At 64.0% G+C, this 16,664-nt stretch carries 12 protein-coding genes; 6 read left to right on the top strand and 6 right to left on the bottom strand.

The window, feature by feature from the left end; translation table 11 throughout:
- On the top strand, positions 1 to 871 hold an 871-nt coding region (locus tag EN749_RS13745), incomplete at its 5' end, for a DUF6492 family protein (RefSeq protein WP_245491381.1).
- On the opposite strand, the gene EN749_RS13740 is transcribed toward EN749_RS13745, so the two are convergent.
- The gene (locus tag EN749_RS13740; RefSeq protein WP_127272343.1) at positions 868 to 2,163 is read right to left on the bottom strand and encodes a lipopolysaccharide biosynthesis protein; all 1,296 of its coding nucleotides are present in this window, start codon (positions 2,161 to 2,163) and stop codon (positions 868 to 870) included. The genes EN749_RS13745 and EN749_RS13740 overlap by 4 nt on opposite strands.
- A gap of 198 nt (positions 2,164 to 2,361) precedes the next feature.
- Here EN749_RS13740 and EN749_RS13735 point away from each other — a divergent pair, with 198 nt between their 5' ends.
- The 4 genes from EN749_RS13735 (at position 2,362) to EN749_RS13720 (ending at position 9,044) form a co-directional block, all read left to right on the top strand.
- Positions 2,362 to 4,911 (top strand): GumC family protein, encoded by a 2,550-nt coding sequence (locus EN749_RS13735; protein ID WP_128363328.1) that lies wholly within the window; start codon positions 2,362 to 2,364, stop codon positions 4,909 to 4,911.
- 180 nt (positions 4,912 to 5,091) lie between these two features.
- A complete protein-coding gene (folD, locus tag EN749_RS13730) occupies positions 5,092 to 5,991 on the top strand; it encodes a bifunctional methylenetetrahydrofolate dehydrogenase/methenyltetrahydrofolate cyclohydrolase FolD (protein ID WP_127269251.1) in 900 nt (299 codons plus the stop codon).
- A 20-nt stretch (positions 5,992 to 6,011) separates the two neighbouring features.
- A complete protein-coding gene (locus tag EN749_RS13725; protein WP_245491380.1) occupies positions 6,012 to 7,010 on the top strand; it encodes a GlxA family transcriptional regulator in 999 nt (332 codons plus the stop codon).
- Between the two features lie 375 nt (positions 7,011 to 7,385).
- On the top strand, positions 7,386 to 9,044 hold the full coding sequence (locus tag EN749_RS13720) for a VWA domain-containing protein (RefSeq protein WP_128363327.1): 1,659 nt from the start codon (positions 7,386 to 7,388) through the stop codon (positions 9,042 to 9,044).
- 68 nt (positions 9,045 to 9,112) lie between these two features.
- On the opposite strand, the gene edd is transcribed toward EN749_RS13720, so the two are convergent.
- From edd to zwf, 3 genes are all read right to left on the bottom strand, one after another.
- Positions 9,113 to 10,936 carry a phosphogluconate dehydratase gene (edd, locus tag EN749_RS13715; protein ID WP_128363326.1) on the bottom strand — a complete coding sequence of 608 codons (1,824 nt, stop codon included), beginning with the start codon at positions 10,934 to 10,936 and terminating at the stop codon, positions 9,113 to 9,115.
- Between the two features lie 73 nt (positions 10,937 to 11,009).
- Positions 11,010 to 11,726 carry a 6-phosphogluconolactonase gene (pgl, locus tag EN749_RS13710; protein ID WP_128363325.1) on the bottom strand — a complete coding sequence of 239 codons (717 nt, stop codon included), beginning with the start codon at positions 11,724 to 11,726 and terminating at the stop codon, positions 11,010 to 11,012.
- On the bottom strand, positions 11,708 to 13,177 hold the full coding sequence (gene zwf, locus EN749_RS13705) for a glucose-6-phosphate dehydrogenase (RefSeq protein WP_127382692.1): 1,470 nt from the start codon (positions 13,175 to 13,177) through the stop codon (positions 11,708 to 11,710). Before zwf ends, pgl begins: the two co-directional genes overlap by 19 nt.
- Before the next feature lie 314 nt (positions 13,178 to 13,491).
- On the opposite strand from zwf, the gene EN749_RS13700 reads away from it, so the two are divergent.
- Positions 13,492 to 14,238: an SDR family oxidoreductase gene (locus EN749_RS13700; protein WP_128363324.1), complete on the top strand. Its 747-nt coding sequence runs from the start codon at positions 13,492 to 13,494 to the stop codon at positions 14,236 to 14,238.
- A gap of 12 nt (positions 14,239 to 14,250) precedes the next feature.
- On the opposite strand, the gene EN749_RS13695 is transcribed toward EN749_RS13700, so the two are convergent.
- Together EN749_RS13695 and EN749_RS13690 are read right to left on the bottom strand one after the other, a co-directional pair.
- Positions 14,251 to 15,087: an SH3 domain-containing protein gene (locus EN749_RS13695; RefSeq protein ID WP_128363323.1), complete on the bottom strand. Its 837-nt coding sequence runs from the start codon at positions 15,085 to 15,087 to the stop codon at positions 14,251 to 14,253.
- A gap of 262 nt (positions 15,088 to 15,349) precedes the next feature.
- On the bottom strand, positions 15,350 to 16,636 hold the full coding sequence (locus EN749_RS13690) for an FAD-binding oxidoreductase (protein WP_128363322.1): 1,287 nt from the start codon (positions 16,634 to 16,636) through the stop codon (positions 15,350 to 15,352).
- Positions 16,637 to 16,664 lie beyond the last annotated feature (28 nt).

Genomic DNA, 16,664 nt, shown 5'->3' with positions numbered 1-16,664 from the left:
GACACCGACGGCGGCCATCGTGACGGCAAGCTACGCGCCCGACTTCGAGCGCTGCCGCCTGCTGTGCGAGACACTTGATCGCCACGTTTCGGGCGCGGCGCACCATTACATCTTGGTCGAACATCGCGACGTCAGGCTGTTTCGCCAATTGGAAACCGGCCGCCGCACGGTCGTCGACGAGCGTGAATTGCTGCCGCGCTGGCTGCACGCATTTGACGATCCGCTCAGCCTGTTTCGCCGGCGCGTCTGGCTCAGCCTGAAGACCCAGCCGCTGCGTGGCTGGCACGTGCAGCAATTGCGTCGCATCGCCATCTCGGCGCATGCATCTCAAGATGTGCTGATCTTCTGCGATTCCGATGTTGCCTTCCTCAAACCTTTCGACTGCGCCGCCTTCTGGCGCGACGGCAAGGCGCGGCTGTTCCGCCGCGACGGCGTGCTGGCGGACGAAGGTCATGAGGAGCATCGCATCTGGTCGCGCAACGCGGGGTCGGCACTCGGCATCGATCCGTCCCGGACATCGGTCCACGACTACATCTCGACGCTGATCGCCTGGCGGCGCGACACCGTGCTGGCCATGTGCGGCGAGATCGAGAAGGTCCATGGTCGCAACTGGGTCGAGGTCGTCGGCTCGGCGCGCAAATTCTCCGAATGCATGATCTACGGCCGCTATGTCGACGATTTGCTACAGGGTGCCGGCCACTTCCACGGTTCGGAGGAGTTCTGCCGGGTGCACTGGACCGGCGAGGCGCTGTCGGACGACGAGTTCCGCCGCTTCGTTGCCGCCATGGCGCCGGAGCAGGTGGCGATCGGCATGCAATCCTTCATCGGCACCGATATCGGCCGCATCCGCCGTTTGATCGGGCTGGATTAGATGGGCTTTGCCGGTTTACGCATCGCCGAATAGGTGAGCAGCGTCGAGGCGAGATACAAAAGCAGGAAGACGACATTGAGCGACAGCACCAGGTTCGGCGTGTCGAGGATGGTCGTCAGCACATAGGTCAAAAGCAGCGCCTTCAGTGCGGCGAGCAGACCGAGATTGAGCGCCCGCACCAGCGTCTGGCCGCGCGCGAACAAAAGCTCGGCCTGATATTCGACCAGATTGCGCAAGCCAGGCACGCAGATCGCCAGCACCACCAGCGGCGCGGCCTCGGCGACATTCTTGCCGAGCGCATTGGGGAAGAAATGCAGCACGATGCCAAGCGTCAGCAGCGCTGCCGTGGAGACCGCGAACACACCGCCTTCGATGCCGCTCTTGACCGCCAGCCGTGACAACAGTTCCGGTGCGCGCATCATGCGCTGCACCAGCATCATCGAGAAGGTGCGGATCGGAATGGCGGTCAGGTCTACCAGCCGCATAATGATGGCGTAGATGCCAGCCAGATGCGGGCCGCCGATCGCCAGCACCAGCAGCTTGTCGAACTCCATCTGCAGGTAGAACAGCACTTCGGCGCCGGCCACGTAGACAGAATCGGCCAATCGCCTGAGATAGAGCTCGATGCGCAGCCGCAACCGCTGGCGGGGGTAGAAGAAGCCGAAGGCAATCAGCAGCGAGGCGGCATTGGCGCCGATATAGAACCACGACCATATCCAGACACTGTGATGCGCAGAGAACATGAACAGCACCGCGCCAAGCGCCCGCAACGCGGTCGCCAGGATAGCCAGCAGCGCGGCGCGGCCGAATTTGCCCAGGCCATTGTTGACGATCAGCGCCACCTCGACCGGCCGCCACAGCAGCGCTTCGGCAAAGACGATTGCCGCAAACACCGACAGCGGCACGGTGTCGGCGAAGAAAAGCAGGTAGACGCCGAACGAGGCCGCGGCCAGCAACGGCAGCGACAGCACGCCGAGCAGCAGGAAGCCGGCGGAGAAGGTGCCGATCAGATTGGGGCGGATGGTGGCGGTGCGGTAGAGCGCCGAGATGAACCCGAAGGCGAGGATGCGCGACAGCATGACACCGGCCGCCGAAGCGGTGGCGAACATGCCGAATTCGGAAATGGACAGCGTGTTGGCCAGCGCGATGAAATAGGCCAGCGAAAACACCAGTCGCCCGCCGGCGCCGCTGATCGCCGAGAAATAGTCGCGAAGCAGCCCCCGTCGTTCGGCCAAAAAGCTGCCGATCCGGGCGAGGGGCCGCCTTTGCGGTATGTCACTGGCCTGCGTCATGTCTCAAGGAGAGCCTAGGCGGGAAAACTTAACGTGCCGTTCTGGAGGCTGAGCCTGTGTCGAAAATAGATGCAACCGAAGCGAGAAACCGACGCTTCGGTGCGGGAAAATTAACCTTTTGTTTTCCATGCCTGTTTAGCGTGGCTTAACGAATGGCCAAGCGCCGTTTGCAGGTCGCCAAAGGTAAAGTTCCAGACGATGGTCGACAGGGAAAACCGCGAGGACTGGAAGCGCGAGCGCTCATTGCTGGCGCTTGGCCAGGCTGTGCGCGGCGACGAACCCGACGCGTCCCTGGTCTCGATAGGCGACCGGGCAGACCCGTCATGGCGCGAGGATGCCGCCACCCGTCATCGCCTCGCCCGTTCGCAGCGCGAGGCGCGCAACCCGAAACTGTCGGATCCGGTCGCCACCGACGGGGATCATGAGCAAGCTTCGTCATCATATCGCGCGCAAACGACGCCACGGACACAAATTGGTGCCGCCGAAACCGCCGGCGCCCGGCGCGCCGATCATGCATCGGAGCCTTACGCTGCAGGCGATGCGTCGGTATCCCGAAACGACGGCATGGACAGCCAGCAGTGGAAGCCGCTGATCGACCCGATGCAGGTTGTGCGCGGTGTCGGCAAGTCGAAGCTGCTGATCGTGACGACGACACTACTGGGCGCTGCGCTCGGCGTCACCATCGCGCTGTCGACGCCGAAGAAATATGAAGCCACCACCGAACTGATCGTCGACCCGCGCGATCTGAAGCTAACCGATCGCGACCTCACCCAGTCGGTCGTCGCTTCCGATGCCACGCTGGCCATCGTCGAGAACCAGGTTCGGGTGCTGACCTCAGGCACCGTTCTCAACAAGGTCGTCGACAAGCTCAATCTGGTCAACGACCCCGAATTCAATGGGCAAGGCGGCGGCGGCCTTAGCATCATGTCGCTCATCCGCTCCGTCCTGTCGCGCAATGACGGGCCGGGGGGTGTCGACGACAGCCGCCGCCGCGCGCTTGCTGTCGGCAATCTGGCCGAGAGCCTTTCGGTCGAGCGCGGCGGCAAGACCTTCGTCATCACCGTCAGCGCCACCACGCAGAATGGCGAGAAATCGGCCCTCATCGCCAACACGATGACGGATGTCTTCCTGCAGACCTTCGGCCAGATACAGTCGGACACCGCAGGCCGCGCCACCGACGAACTGACGGCCAGGCTTGACGAGTTGCGCAAGGGGGTCGAGGCGGCCGAGCGCAAGGTCGAGGATTTCAGGGCCACGCACGACCTTGTCGACGCGCAGGGCCACCTCATCAGCGATGACGAAATGCTGAAACTCAACGAGCAGCTGTCGGTTGCCCGCGCCCGCACGCTGGAGCTGAATGCCCGGGCGGCCTCGGCGCGTTCGGTCGACGTCAATTCGGTTCTCACCGGCACCTTGCCGGAGGAGATCAACTCCAACTCGATGAGCGATCTGCGTTCGCAATATGCATCGCTCAAGCAGGAGGCTGACCGCGCCGCCATTCGGTTCGGCCCGCGTCATCCCGAACTCCAGGCGCTCAATGCCCAGCTTGCCGGCGCACGCGACCGCATCGCCTCGGAGCTGCGCCGCATCGGCTCGTCGCTGCAGGTCGACCTCAAGCGCGCGGTCCAGCTCGAACAGGATCTTGCCTCTCGCCTGGCGCAGCTGAAGGTCCGCAGCGGCGACGTCAACAGCGACCTCGTGTCGATGCGCGAACTGGAGCGCGAGGCCACCGCCAAGCGTTCCGTCTACGAACAGTATCTGCTGCGCGCCAAGGAGACCGGCGAGCAGAAGGACATCAACACAGCCAACATCAATGTGATCTCGAAGGCCTTCGCGCCGCTCGAGCCGAACGGGCCGTCGCGGGTCGTGGTCGCGCTTGCCAGCCTGTTGCTGGGTTTCGCCTCCGGCATTGGCCTCGGAGCCATGCGTGGCGCCTATGAGAGCCTGCGCGACACCGCCAATTCGCGCTCGCGTCGCGACCATGGCACGGACGAACGCCGGACGCCTTACGAAGACAAGGCATATCGGGCAGCGCCGCCGCCGGCGCCGCCACAACCACCTGCGCCGCAGCCATCGACACCCCCGCCTGCATCACCACCGCCGGCCGCGCCACCACCTGTCCAGCAAGCCGAGGTCTCGCCGGCCGAAGGTCCCGGCCGGATCGGCGCCTTGCTGTCGAGGCTGCACAAGTCCGTCTCCCGCAGGCCGTCCAGGGAGGAGCCGTTCGATACCGTTGAATGGGCTTCTGCCGAAAACGGGGGGTCAATGCAGGATCCGCAATACCGCGCTTATCCCCAGTCGGCACCGGCCTTCGAGCCTCGGCAGGCGGCCGCGACAGCATACCCGGCGCCGCTTTTCCAGCCCGGCGGCCATCCGCAGCAGACGGCGCAGCCGCCACGGCCGCCTCCCATGGTGCAGCAGCGGCCATATTCCGGGCCGCAGCTCTATCCCTACGCGCAGCCTTTGGGCTACGCACAGCCGCCGGCCTATCCCTATCCGCGATCGATGCCGGCCGCCAATGCGGGGCAGCAGCCCGATCCGGCTCAGCCTGCTTCCGAGTCCTATCCACAGCCGCCCCTCCCGCAACAGCAGGCGCCTCAGCCTCATCAGCGACCGGCGGAGCCGTCGCGGGCCGCGGAGGATGCCGAGCAGCAAGCGCCAATCGAGGAAATCCGCGCCAGCCTGCGCGAATTCCGCGAAGCGGTTCGCGAACTGACCGAGAGCCGCGTGCGGCGTCGCTACTTCTGAGCCACAAAAATCTGCGCTGTGCCGTACAAAAACATGCCGGTTTCGCGTAAACGGCATGGGACGGCGCTTTGGCGGGATTGCATGTTGGAATTTTCGTGAAAATGCCACGCTGTGAAAGATCGAAAAGCGCGTCGCTTCCGCAAGCGACGCGCTTGGGCATTCTGGTGTTGAGGGTAGTCCATGGCCGAAGTGATTGATGGCAAGAGCGTTGCCGGCGACGTTGTGGGGTCGGTCAAGACCCTGACGGCTGAGCTTGTCGCCAAGGGCCAGGCCAAGCCGGGTCTTGCCGTGGTTATCGTCGGCGAGGATCCGGCCAGCCAGGTCTATGTCGCGTCCAAGTCGCGCACCGCCAAGGAATGCGGCTTTCATTCCGTCCAGCACACGCTGCCGGCCGAAACCTCGGAACCGGCGTTGCTGAAAATCATCGGCGATCTCAACGCCGATCCGGCCATCAACGGCATCCTCGTGCAGCTTCCGCTGCCGGCCCATATCGACGCCGGCAAGATCATCCAGACCATCGCGCCGGAAAAGGATGTCGACGGCTTCCATTTCATCAATGTCGGCAAGCTCGGCACCGGTGAACTCGAGACAGCCTTCGTGCCTTGCACGCCGGCCGGCTCTATGCTTCTGATCGAGCGGGTGCGCGGCAAGGACCTGTCCGGCCTCAACGCCGTCGTCGTCGGCCGCTCCAACATCGTCGGCAAGCCGATGGCCAACCTGCTGCTTGCCGCCAACTGCACCGTCACCATCGCCCACAGCCGCACCAGGGATCTGCCCGCCTTGGCCCGCACCGCCGATATCCTTGTCGCGGCCGTCGGCAGGCCGGAGATGATCAGGGGTGATTGGGTGAAGCCCGGCGCCACCGTCATCGATGTCGGCATCAACCGCATTCCGGCGCCGGAAAAGGGCGAGGGCAAGTCCCGCCTCGTCGGCGATGTCGCCTATGCCGAAGCGGCTAAGGCCGCCGGCGCCATCACGCCGGTTCCCGGCGGTGTCGGGCCGATGACCATTGCCATGCTGATGGCCAATACGTTAGCCTCGGCCTACCTAGCGGCCGGATTGAAACGGCCGTCCTTCTGACCCGCCAGAAAGCCGCAGCTTTGCCGAACTCCAGTGTTCCCTCAGAACGGCCGGTCATCACGGACCCCGTTCAAGGCGGGCGGCAGTTCGCATTCCTGCTGGTAGACAAGTTCTCCATGTTCTCGCTGGCTGCCGCGATCGATACGTTCCGGTCGGCGAACCGGTTGCTTGGCCGCGACTTCTACGGTTGGACGACGGTGTCGGCCGATGGCGATCCGGTGATGGCTTCCAATGGCCTGCCGCTCAAGATCGACTACGCCGTTGCCGACCTGCCGCCGGTCGATATCCTTTTCGTCTCGGTCGGGCTGACGACGGAATTTCCCGGCAAGAGCAAGGTGCTGGCGGCACTGCGCAGCTGGGGTCGGCGCGGCAATGCGCTGGGTGCCCTGTCGGTCGGCTCCTACCTGCTGGCCGAGGCCGGCCAGCTTGAAGGCTATCGCTGCACCATCCATTGGGAAAATCGCGCCGGCTTCGTCGAACGCTTCCCCGACATCAACTGCACCGGCAATGTCTTCGAGATCGACCGCAAGCGCTACACCTGCGCCGGCGGCACCACTTCGATCGACCTGATGCTGGAGATCGTGCGCGGCGATTTCGGCTCGAACCTCGCCAATGGCGTCGCCAACCAGTTCCAGCACGAACGCATCCGCTCGGCCGGCGACCGCCAGCGCGTCGGACCGGAACGCGACCTGACCGGCAAGTCGGAGAAGCTCAGGCGCATCGTCGAACTGATGGCCGACCACCTCGACGAGCCGCTGTCGGCGGTACAGCTGGCCAAATCCGCCGGCCTTTCGGTGCGCCAGGTCGAGCGCCTGTTCCTGCGCCACCTCAGCGTCACCCCCGGCCGTTACTATATGCGGTTGCGGCTGGAGCGGGCGCGCGAACTGCTGCGCCAGACCAACATGCCGATCCTCGATGTGGCGATAGCGACCGGCTTCACCTCGCATTCCTACTTCGCCCAGAGCTACCGGCTGCAATTCGGCAGGCCGCCCTCGGAAGAGCGCCGCACGACCTACTGAATTCCGCTTCCGCTGAAAAGTTCGGCATTCGGCCCGGCGCATCGGGCCAGGGTAGCGAATTCGGGTAACGGGTTCTTTCGGAGCCTTCGCCGCCGCGTTGGCTGACGGGTGCATCAAACGAAACCCGCCTGAGCGGCGGGTCACCGGCGCAAATCAGCACCATAGGCAAAAATGTACCATAGCTGAGTGCATCCAGTCAAGAAAAAATTCCTATCATGGAAAGCCCCTCGGCACTGCCGACACCCCGAACTGGCTGTCGTCACGACTTTTGTTAAGCTGGGTTCGGGCCCGACGCACCTGGCTGCCCGGACTTGTGTCCCGGCGCCGCGTCAAATAGCTTGCCGCCCGGATCAGGGGCGGATTTAGGAGATTTCGATGGCGGGACTTGCACGAGGCGTCGCTGCGGCGATCCTCCTTTTGTCGATGACGACGTTCGGCTTCGCCGCAAACAAGGTCATCATCATTCTCGATGCGTCCGGCTCGATGTGGGCGCAGATCGACGGCAAGCCCAAGCTCGAAATCGCCCGAGAGTCGCTTCGAACCGTGCTTCAATCGGTCCCCACCGACGACGACATCGGCTTTATGGCCTATGGCCACCGTGAAAAGGGCAGCTGCGACGACATCCAGCTGATCGTGCCGCCGCAGGCAGGTTCGGGCAGCGCCATTTCGGCCGCTGCCGACAGCCTGAAATTCCTCGGCAAGACGCCGCTGACCGCTGCCGTCAAGCAGGCGGCCGAGGCGTTGAAATACACCGAGGACAAGGCGACCGTCGTGCTCATCACCGACGGGCTCGAAACATGCGGGGGCGACCCTTGCGCGCTTGGCAAGGAGCTCGAGGCATCCGGCGTCGACTTCACTGCCGATGTCGTCGGCTTCGGCCTGACCGCCGATGAGGGCCGGCAGATCGCCTGCCTCGCCGACAACACCGGCGGCAAGTACATCCAGGCCTCCGACGAGAAGGCGTTGCAGGAGGCGCTTGCCGAGACAGTGGCGGCGCCTGCTCCTGAACCGGCTCCGGCGCGGGCGCTGGCGCAGGTGCCGGAGCCGGCCAAACCGGAATTCAATTTCCTGCCGACAGCGGTGCTTGCCGAGGGCGGCGATCCCGTCACTGACGGCAACGCCTGGGAAATCTACAAGGCCAAACCCGACGGTACGCGCGGCGACTACGTCAGCACCGAATACGGCGCCTACAAGGCCAATCTGGAACCGGGCGACTATATCGTCGTGGCCAGTGACGGCCAGGCCAAGACCGAGCAGAAGGTCAAGATCGAGGCCGGCCAGGTCTACAAGCCGCTTTTCAACTTGAATGCCGGCACGCTCATCATCCACCCGCGACCGAGCGCGGCGGCGGATGTCGTCGATGGCGCGGCTGTCGTCATCGACTATCCTGGTGCTGACATGCCCGCCACCTTTTATGGGACGACGAAAGCCGTGTTGCCGGCCGGCGACCAGAAGGTGACTGTCACGATCGGGCAGGGCGTGGCTACCGAGACGATTCCGCTGGCTGCCGGCAAGACCGTGGAAAAGGACATGGTTGCCGGTGTTGGCCATGTCGTTGCCAATGCTTACTATGCTGCGGGCGGCGACAAGGCGGACGGTTCAGGCATCGGCTTCAAGGTGCTCAAGGCAAAAAAGAAGATCGATGGAACCAGGGACGAGGTGACCTATGCCTACGGACCCGACAGCAAATTCGATCTGCCGCCCGATGACTATGTGTTGATTGCGACGGTTGATCTCGCCGTCGTCGAGCAGCCGTTCACTGTCAAGGTCGGCGAATTTCAGGATCTGAAGGTCGCAATGAATGCCGGCGTGCTGGCGATCACCGCGCCCGGAGCCTCGAAGATCGAGATTTTCGAGGCCAAGAAGGACATCAACGGCAACCGCAAGTCGCTTGGCTATGCATTCGACCAGAAGTATCAGGCAGCGATCCCGGCGGGCGACTACGCCGTCGTTTCGGAGAAATCCGACAACAGTTCGAAAGAAGGCAACGTGACGGTCAAGGCCGGCGAGCGAGCCGAGCTAACCGTGCAATAGAATCGTAGGCACAACCGCAAGAGGGCGGCCATGTGCCGCCCTTTTTCATGAACGACGCAGAACTGCCGTCAAGCGGTGCCGAAGGCGCTGGCGCCATGGTCGGCGCGGCCGACCAATTGCCGGAAGCCGGCAAACAGTTCGCGGCCGAAGCCGAACTCGTTGCCGATGAGATCGGCATCCGCCGTTCGGCGCAAGGCGAACTCCCCGGCCGGCACCAGGACTTCGAGTGTGCCGGCTTCGGCGTCGAGCCGGATGATGTCGCCTTCATGGATCCTGGCGATAGGACCCTCCTCGACCGCCTCCGGCGTCACATGGATCGCCGCCGGCACCTTGCCGGAGGCGCCAGACATGCGCCCGTCGGTGACCAGCGCGACGCGCTGGCCGCGATCCTGCAGGATGCCGAGCACGGTGGTCAGCTTGTGCAGTTCCGGCATGCCATTGGCCTTCGGCCCCTGGAAGCGGATGACGGCGATGAAATCACCGGTCAGCGTGCCTGCCTTGAACGCATCGTTCAGCCCTTGCTGGCTGTCGAAGACCCTGGCCGGCGCCTCGATGATACGCCGCTCCGGCTTCACCGCGGAAGTCTTGATGACGGCGTGGCCGAGATTGCCTGACAGCACCTTCAGACCGCCGGTCGCCTGGAATGCCTTGTTGAACGGCGCCAGCACCTTTTCGTCGCCGCTTGCCTTCGGCGAAGCCTCGCGCACCACGCCTCCGTCGGCGCCGAGCTTTGCCTCGACCGCATAAGGCCGCAGCCCTTCGCCCCACACCGTCTGCACATCCTCATGCAGGATGCCTTCGTCGAGCAGTTCGCGGATCAGGAAGCCGAGCCCGCCTGCGGCGTGGAAATGGTTCACGTCAGCAAGGCCGTTTGGATAGACCCGCGCCAGCAGCGGCACGGCCTCCGAAAGATCGGAAATATCCTGCCAGGTAATGGCGATGCCAGCCGCCGCCGCCATGGCGATGAGGTGGATGGTGTGATTGGTCGAGCCGCCGGTGGCGTGCAGGCCGACGACGCCGTTGACGATCGAGCGCTCGTCGATCATCCGGCCGACAGGCGTATAGGCGTTGCCGAGCGCGGTGATCGCCAGCGCCCGCTTCGTCGCCTCGCGGGTCAACGCCTCGCGCAGCGGCGTGCCGGGATTGACGAAGGAAGCGCCCGGCGTGTGCAGGCCCATGATCTCCATGAGCATCTGGTTGGAATTCGCCGTGCCGTAGAAGGTGCAGGTGCCCGGCCCATGATAGGATTTGGACTCGGCCTCCAGCAGTTCGGCACGTCCGGCCTTGCCCTCGGCATAGAGCTGGCGGACCTTGGCCTTTTCATCGTTGGGCAGCCCGGTCGTCATCGGTCCGGCCGGGATGAACACCGCCGGCAGATGGCCGAAGGTGAGGGCGGCTATCACCAGCCCCGGCACGATCTTGTCGCAGACGCCGAGATAGACGGCGGCGTCGAACATGTTGTGCGACAGGCCGATCGCGGCTGCCATGGCGATGACATCGCGCGAAAACAGCGACAGCTCCATGCCGGGCTGGCCCTGGGTGACGCCATCGCACATCGCCGGCACGCCGCCGGCCACCTGGGCAATGCCGCCGGCCTCGCGGGCCGCGTCCTTGATCAGCGCCGGGAAAGTCTCGAACGGCTGATGCGCCGACAGCATGTCGTTGTAGGAGGTGATGATGCCGAGGTTCGGCACCTTGTCGGCGCCAAGCGCGAGCTTTTCCGAGGGGCTGCACACCGCAAAGCCGTGGGCGAGATTGCCGCACGACAGCACAGCCCGGTTGGCGGTGCGGTTCGATGCCTCGGCGATGCGGCCGAGATAACGCTCGCGGCCTGGCTTTGAGCGCTGGCGGATACGTTCGGTGATGGCTTCGATGTCGCGTCTGGCGGTCATGGCGGTCGGTCCTTTCAGGCGAGGTCCCGGAAACATCCTCCCGCCGTTTGCCGGGACCAGAGTAAATCGAGATTCAGGGGGCCCAGAAAACCTCTACGGGCTTATGTGCTGCGTCGAGCACGGCACGGATTGGCTTTCGCGGCCCGGGCGCAACCGCGCCGTCGAAGGCGGTACGCTTGTCCTCACCCTCTATGTGCAGCGCGATGAAGCCGGCTTCGACGATGCGCGCCAGCGACAGGGTCAGCCGCGGCTCGCCCGCACTTGCCGCATGAACCGGCAGCACGATCCTGTCGGAAGACGGGTCGAGCAGCGTCGCCAGATCGTCGGCATCGGGAAAGAACGAGGCGGTGTGGCCGTCCGGCCCCATGCCGAGCACGACGACATCGAGCGGCCATGGCAAGGACCGGAGCGCTGCATCATCGGACGAGGCCGCATCCTCGATGCTGGTGGCTTCGTGATAGAGCGGCACGAAACGAGCCGCCTTGGCCGCGTTCTGCAACAGATTGGCGGTCACCAGCCCGGCATTGGAGCGTGGCGAGGAGGCCGGCACGAAACGCTCGTCGACCAGCGTCACGATCACCTTGTCCCAGGCGATGGGTATCGCTGAAAGGGCGGCGAAGAATTTTGCCGGCGTGGTGCCGCCGGAGACGGCGAGCAACCCCGTGCCGCGCTCGGCGATCGCCTTGGTCAGTCTGCCTGCAGCATGACCGGCAAGGGCGGCCGCCAGTTCCTGGCGCCCGGCGAAGCCGTTCCAGTCATAGGCGGCGCTGTTCAATTGCTCTCGTGCCATGTCCGCCCGTCACGCTCGATCAGTGCTATCGAGGCCGATGGGCCCCAGGTGCCCGCCGTGTAGCCCTGCGCCTCCTGCCTGGCACTTTCCCAGGCATTCTGGATCGGGTCGATCCATTTCCACGCCGCCTCGACTTCGTCACGGCGCATGAACAGGGTCTGGTTGCCACGGATGACGTCCATGATCAGCCGCTCATAAGCGTCCGGTGCGCGGCCGTCGAAGGACTGTGCGAAACTCATGTCGAGCGAGATCTGGCGCAGACGCATGCCGCCCGGGCCCGGATCCTTGATCATGATGAACTGCTTGACGCCTTCGTCCGGCTGCAGCCGGATGACAAGCTGGTTGGCGAAGATCGGTCCGGCGCTGTCGCCGAAGATCGAATGCGGGATCGGCTTGAATTCGATGACGATTTCCGAAACCCGCGTCGCCAGCCGTTTGCCGGTGCGGAGATAGAACGGAACGCCCGACCAGCGCCAATTGCCGATCTCGGCCTTGATGGCGACGAAGGTTTCGGTGTTGCTGTCCTTGCCGAGTTCCTCGACATAGCCTTTCACCGGTCCGCCGGCCGAAGCCCCGGCGCGATACTGCCCGCGCACGGTGTGCTTCGGCGCCTCGTTGCCGTTGATGCGCTTCAGTGCCCGCAGCACCTTCAGCTTTTCGTCGCGCACGGCGTCGGCATCCATCGACGATGGCGCTTCCATGGCGACGAGACACAGCAGCTGCAGCATATGGTTCTGCACCATGTCGCGCAGCGCGCCGGCCTTGTCGTAATAGGTGACGCGGTCCTCCAGACCGACGGTCTCGGCCACGGTGATCTGGACATGGTCGATATGGGCTGAGTTCCACAACGGCTCGTAGAGCGCGTTGGCGAAGCGCAGCGCCATCAGGTTCTGCACCGTCTCCTTGCCGAGATAATGGTCGATGCGGAAGATCTGGCTTTCGTGGAAGTCGTCGCCGACCAGGTCGTTGAGCTTACGTGCCGAATCGAGGTCGCGGCCGATCGGCTTTTCCAGCACGATGCGCGAGTTCGGCGTGATCAGATTGTGCTCTTTCAGCTTGTGCGAGATGTCGCCGAACAGCGCCGGCGCCACCGCAAGGTAGAAGGCGCGGATGCGGTCGCTGTCGCCGATCGCCTTCTTGAGCTTGTCGAATCCGGCGCCGTTCGTCGCATCGGCCGAGACGTAGGATAGTCGCGCCAGGAAAGTCTTCAGTTCCTTGGCGTCGATGTCGGCCGGTTTGACGTGCTCGGAGATCGCCTGTTTGGCGAAGGCCTGGAATTCTTCGTCGCTCATTTTCGAGCGCGATGTGCCGATGATGCGTGTCGGCTCCGAAAACTGATGGTCGCGCTGGCGATAATAAAGCGACGGCAGAAGCTTGCGTTCCGACAGATCGCCGGTGCCGCCGAAAATGATGAAGTCGAAAGGCTCGACGGGGATGATCTGGCTGGTCATGGTCTGTCCGCTTTGACGCCGGTCGCTGTGACGCGGCTGATATAATCTAATCGATTTAAATTTTCCAGTGCCATGGTGTCACATCTGGGTGTATGCGCCTGCCCCTTGACAGTCCGATGACCCGGAGGCTTGTCGAAGGCGCGGCTCCGGAAGCCTTCGCAGTTGCAGCATAGAGCGGGATCGACGCGAAAGCCAAAGGAGAAATCAGCGATGGCTCCACATCTTTCGGCCAATCCAGTCAGAAGCCGTGGCTTTGCGCGGATGAGCGCCAATGACGTGCCCGTTGATCGTCACCAATAGTGAGCGGAAAAAACATGCGTCTGGAAAACAAGGTTGCGATCATCACCGGTGCTGCGTCGGGTTTTGGCGAGGGCATCGCCAGGCGCTTTGCGCAGGAGGGCGCCAGGGTCGTTGTCGCCGACCTCAACGCCAGGGGCGCGGAACGCGTCGCCGGTGAGATCGGAGAAGCGGCGATCTGGACCCAGACCGATGTCTCGCTGCGCTCCGAATTCGACGAGATGGTCTATGCCGCCAAAAGCGCCTTCGGCCGCATCGACATCATGGTCAACAATGCCGGCTATACCCATCGCAACGGCGACATGCTCAATGTCGACGAGGACACCTTCGACCTGATAACATCAGTCAACATGAAGGCGATCTATCACGCGGCACTCGCCGTGGTGCCGATCATGGAGCGGCAGGGCGGCGGCGTCATCCTGACCACGGCCTCCACCGCGGGTCTACGGCCGCGCCCCGGCCTCACCTGGTACAACGCGTCGAAAGGCTGGGCGATCACCGCCACCAAGTCGATGGCGGTCGAACTGGCGCCGAAGAACATCCGCGTCAACTGCCTCTGCCCGGTTGCCGGCGAGACCAGCATGCTGGAGAAATTCATGGGCGCCGACACGCCCGAAATCCGCGAGAAGTTCCGCGCATCGATCCCGCTCGGCCGGCTTTCGACGCCGCTCGACATCGCCAATGCCGCACTCTGGCTGGCCTCGGACGAAGCCGCCTTCATCACCGGCGTGGCGCTGGAGGTCGATGGCGGCCGCTGCATCTGAAAGTGCCAGGCGTCACGCGCCGGTCTTGATGTAACTCTTGTAGACCCAGCCGGTCTTGCCGTTGTAGGTGATCTGGCACCATTGCTTGCAGCTCTTCACCTGCACCGAGGTTTTGGCTGGCACCGTACCGATGGCGGCGGCATTTTTCTTCGGGCCGCTTCGCATGGTCACGGCCCTCAGGATGCGCCCTGTTCCGGCGGCTGCGGCTTTCCTTGGCTTCGCCTTGGCTTGGCTGTCATCCCCCTCTGCCGCTGGCTCTTGAGCCGGCGATTGCGGCTGCACCGCGGGGATGGCGGCGGTTTGTGCGCCGTCGGGGTGGTTGCCCGCGGCTGCGCTGGGCGCGGCTACCTTGGCGAGTTCGGTGGCGGCATCGGTAGCGGCTGCCGGCTGTGCGAATGCCGCCGCTTGCTTGTCCGCTGCCTTGGGAGCGGTCGAATCGGACGTGGTTGCGTCCTTCGGCTGGGAACCGGTCCAGCGCGGGTCATTGGCGGCAAGTGCGGGGAGGTTGGTTTGCGCGGCCGCCACGGTAGTTGGAATTGCGTCGGACTTGCGCGCCTGCGGCACGGCTGCCGCGGCGACCGCGGCCCCAACCGGGGTTATTTTCGTCGTCTTCACCGGAACCGTTGGAATGGTCTGCTCGGGGCTCGCTGCCGCTTGCCTGTCGCTGGCCGGCAATGCCAGCCACAGCGCCACGGCGGCGACGCTAAGCAACGCGGCGGTGCCGATCGCGGCGATCACCAGATGCGAGTTCGAACGGACTTCCTGCCAGAAGGACGGCCGCATGTCGTATCCGAACTGCATGGCAAAGCGCCGACGTTCCGGCGTACCGAAACTGAAGGGCTCTCTCACTCTTGCCACCTCCATAAGCGGGCCGACGTTCTTTCAGTCGGTGCCGGAAGTCCGGCGTCTGATCCGCATAGGTCCCAAAAACAACGCGGGCAGTCCCGCAACAATCCCCGAACAATCGCCCAGAACCGGCAGCTTTCGCCTGCGATTGTGGCATCACTACGCCATTATAGGGGATTCTGCGCCTTTGCGGGAAATTGCGCAATGCGTCGCACGGGCAACAAATGTTACAATGAATATTACAATATTACATCAGGTCGGTCGGCTAGATCCTGTCCCTCAACGCAAACCAGTTGAGCGCCAGGAACAGCAGCGGCGTGCGGAAGCGCCGGCCGCCGGGGAACGGCGGGATTTTCAGATCCTCGATCAGCTTCAGCCGGTCGCGGTTGCCGGCAACGGTTTCAGCATAGAGTTTACCGAAATAGTTCGACAGCATGACGCCGTGGCCGGAATAGCCGCCGGCCGAGATCACATTGGGCATCACTTCGCGCACGAAAGGCTTTCTCGGCACAGTGATGCCGACATAGCCGCCCCACCCATGCGTGATCTCGACATCCCTGAGTGCGGGGTAGAGTTCCGCGATCTGGCGGCGGATGTGAATGTGGATATCCTTCGGATCGTTGACGCCATAAACCTCGCGTCCGCCAAACAGCAGCCGCCCGTCCTTCGATCTGCGGAAATAGCGCACGACGAAGCGGGAATCGTCGACCGCCTCGCCGCCCGGCAAAACGTTCGAGTGCGCTCCCAGAGGCACGGTCGCACCGATGAAGGAACCGATCGGCATGATGTGCGCCGCACTCACCGGCTCGAGCGCGCCGCCATAGGCGTTGACCGCTATCAGGCATTTCTGCGCCGTCACCGTCCCCCTCGGTGTAGAAACCTTGACCTTGCCACCACTGGACATGATGCCGGTCGACGGCGTCCCCTCGAACAGCTGCGCGCCTGCAAGCGCTGCCACCCGCGCCGTGCCGATCACCAGCTTCATCGGATGGATGTGCCCTGTGCCGGTATCGCGCGTGCCGCCGAAATAGGCGGTCGAGCCCAACCGCTCCGCCGTCTCCTTGGCATCCATGAACGAGATATGCGGGTAGGCAAAACGGCTCGCCATGATCTCGGCATGCGCCTTGTAGTCGTCGACATAGCGGGGCTTGTGCGCCACCGAGAGCTGGCCCGGCATATAGTCGATATCGATCTGGTTGGCGGCAGTGAATTCGAGGAGATGCGCCTTGGCCTCTTCGGCAAGATCAAACAGCGCCTTGGCGCGGGCCAAGCCATACTCGGCTTCCAGGTCCTCGGCCCAGGCGCGCTGGCCGGTGCCGAGCTGCCCCCCATTGCGTCCCGAGGCGCCATCGCCGAAGCGATACGCGTCGATCAGTACGACATTGGTGCCTGCCTTGGCCAGATGCGCCGCCGCCGACAGCCCGGTGAAGCCGCCACCAATGATGACGACATCGCATGTCCGGTCGCCATCCAGTCCGGGATATTCGGGCCTCGGTCCCGCCGTGTCCTCGTACCAGGAACGGCCGGGGGAAATTGGGGATTGGTAAGGCATGATGCTCGCAGGGAGTAGGGGAATAGGG

The organism is Mesorhizobium sp. M7A.F.Ca.ET.027.02.1.1 (assembly GCF_004022985.1).
GTDB lineage: Bacteria > Pseudomonadota > Alphaproteobacteria > Rhizobiales > Rhizobiaceae > Mesorhizobium.
The sequence above is the reverse complement of the archived record's forward strand: the minus strand, read 5'-3'. Positions and strand labels throughout refer to the sequence as shown.

Excerpts from the sequence above, each read along its gene's own strand:
- zwf (WP_127382692.1), bottom strand. The coding sequence starts at position 13,177 with ATGACCAGCCAGATCATCCCCGTCGAGCCTTTCGACTTCATCATTTTC.
- folD (WP_127269251.1), top strand. The coding sequence starts at position 5,092 with ATGGCCGAAGTGATTGATGGCAAGAGCGTTGCCGGCGACGTTGTGGGG.
- EN749_RS13720 (WP_128363327.1), top strand. The coding sequence starts at position 7,386 with ATGGCGGGACTTGCACGAGGCGTCGCTGCGGCGATCCTCCTTTTGTCG.
- pgl (WP_128363325.1), bottom strand. The coding sequence starts at position 11,726 with ATGGCACGAGAGCAATTGAACAGCGCCGCCTATGACTGGAACGGCTTC.
- EN749_RS13735 (WP_128363328.1), top strand. The coding sequence starts at position 2,362 with ATGGTCGACAGGGAAAACCGCGAGGACTGGAAGCGCGAGCGCTCATTG.
- EN749_RS13740 (WP_127272343.1), bottom strand. The coding sequence starts at position 2,163 with ATGACGCAGGCCAGTGACATACCGCAAAGGCGGCCCCTCGCCCGGATC.
- EN749_RS13690 (WP_128363322.1), bottom strand. The coding sequence starts at position 16,636 with ATGCCTTACCAATCCCCAATTTCCCCCGGCCGTTCCTGGTACGAGGAC.
- EN749_RS13700 (WP_128363324.1), top strand. The coding sequence starts at position 13,492 with ATGCGTCTGGAAAACAAGGTTGCGATCATCACCGGTGCTGCGTCGGGT.
- edd (WP_128363326.1), bottom strand. The coding sequence starts at position 10,936 with ATGACCGCCAGACGCGACATCGAAGCCATCACCGAACGTATCCGCCAG.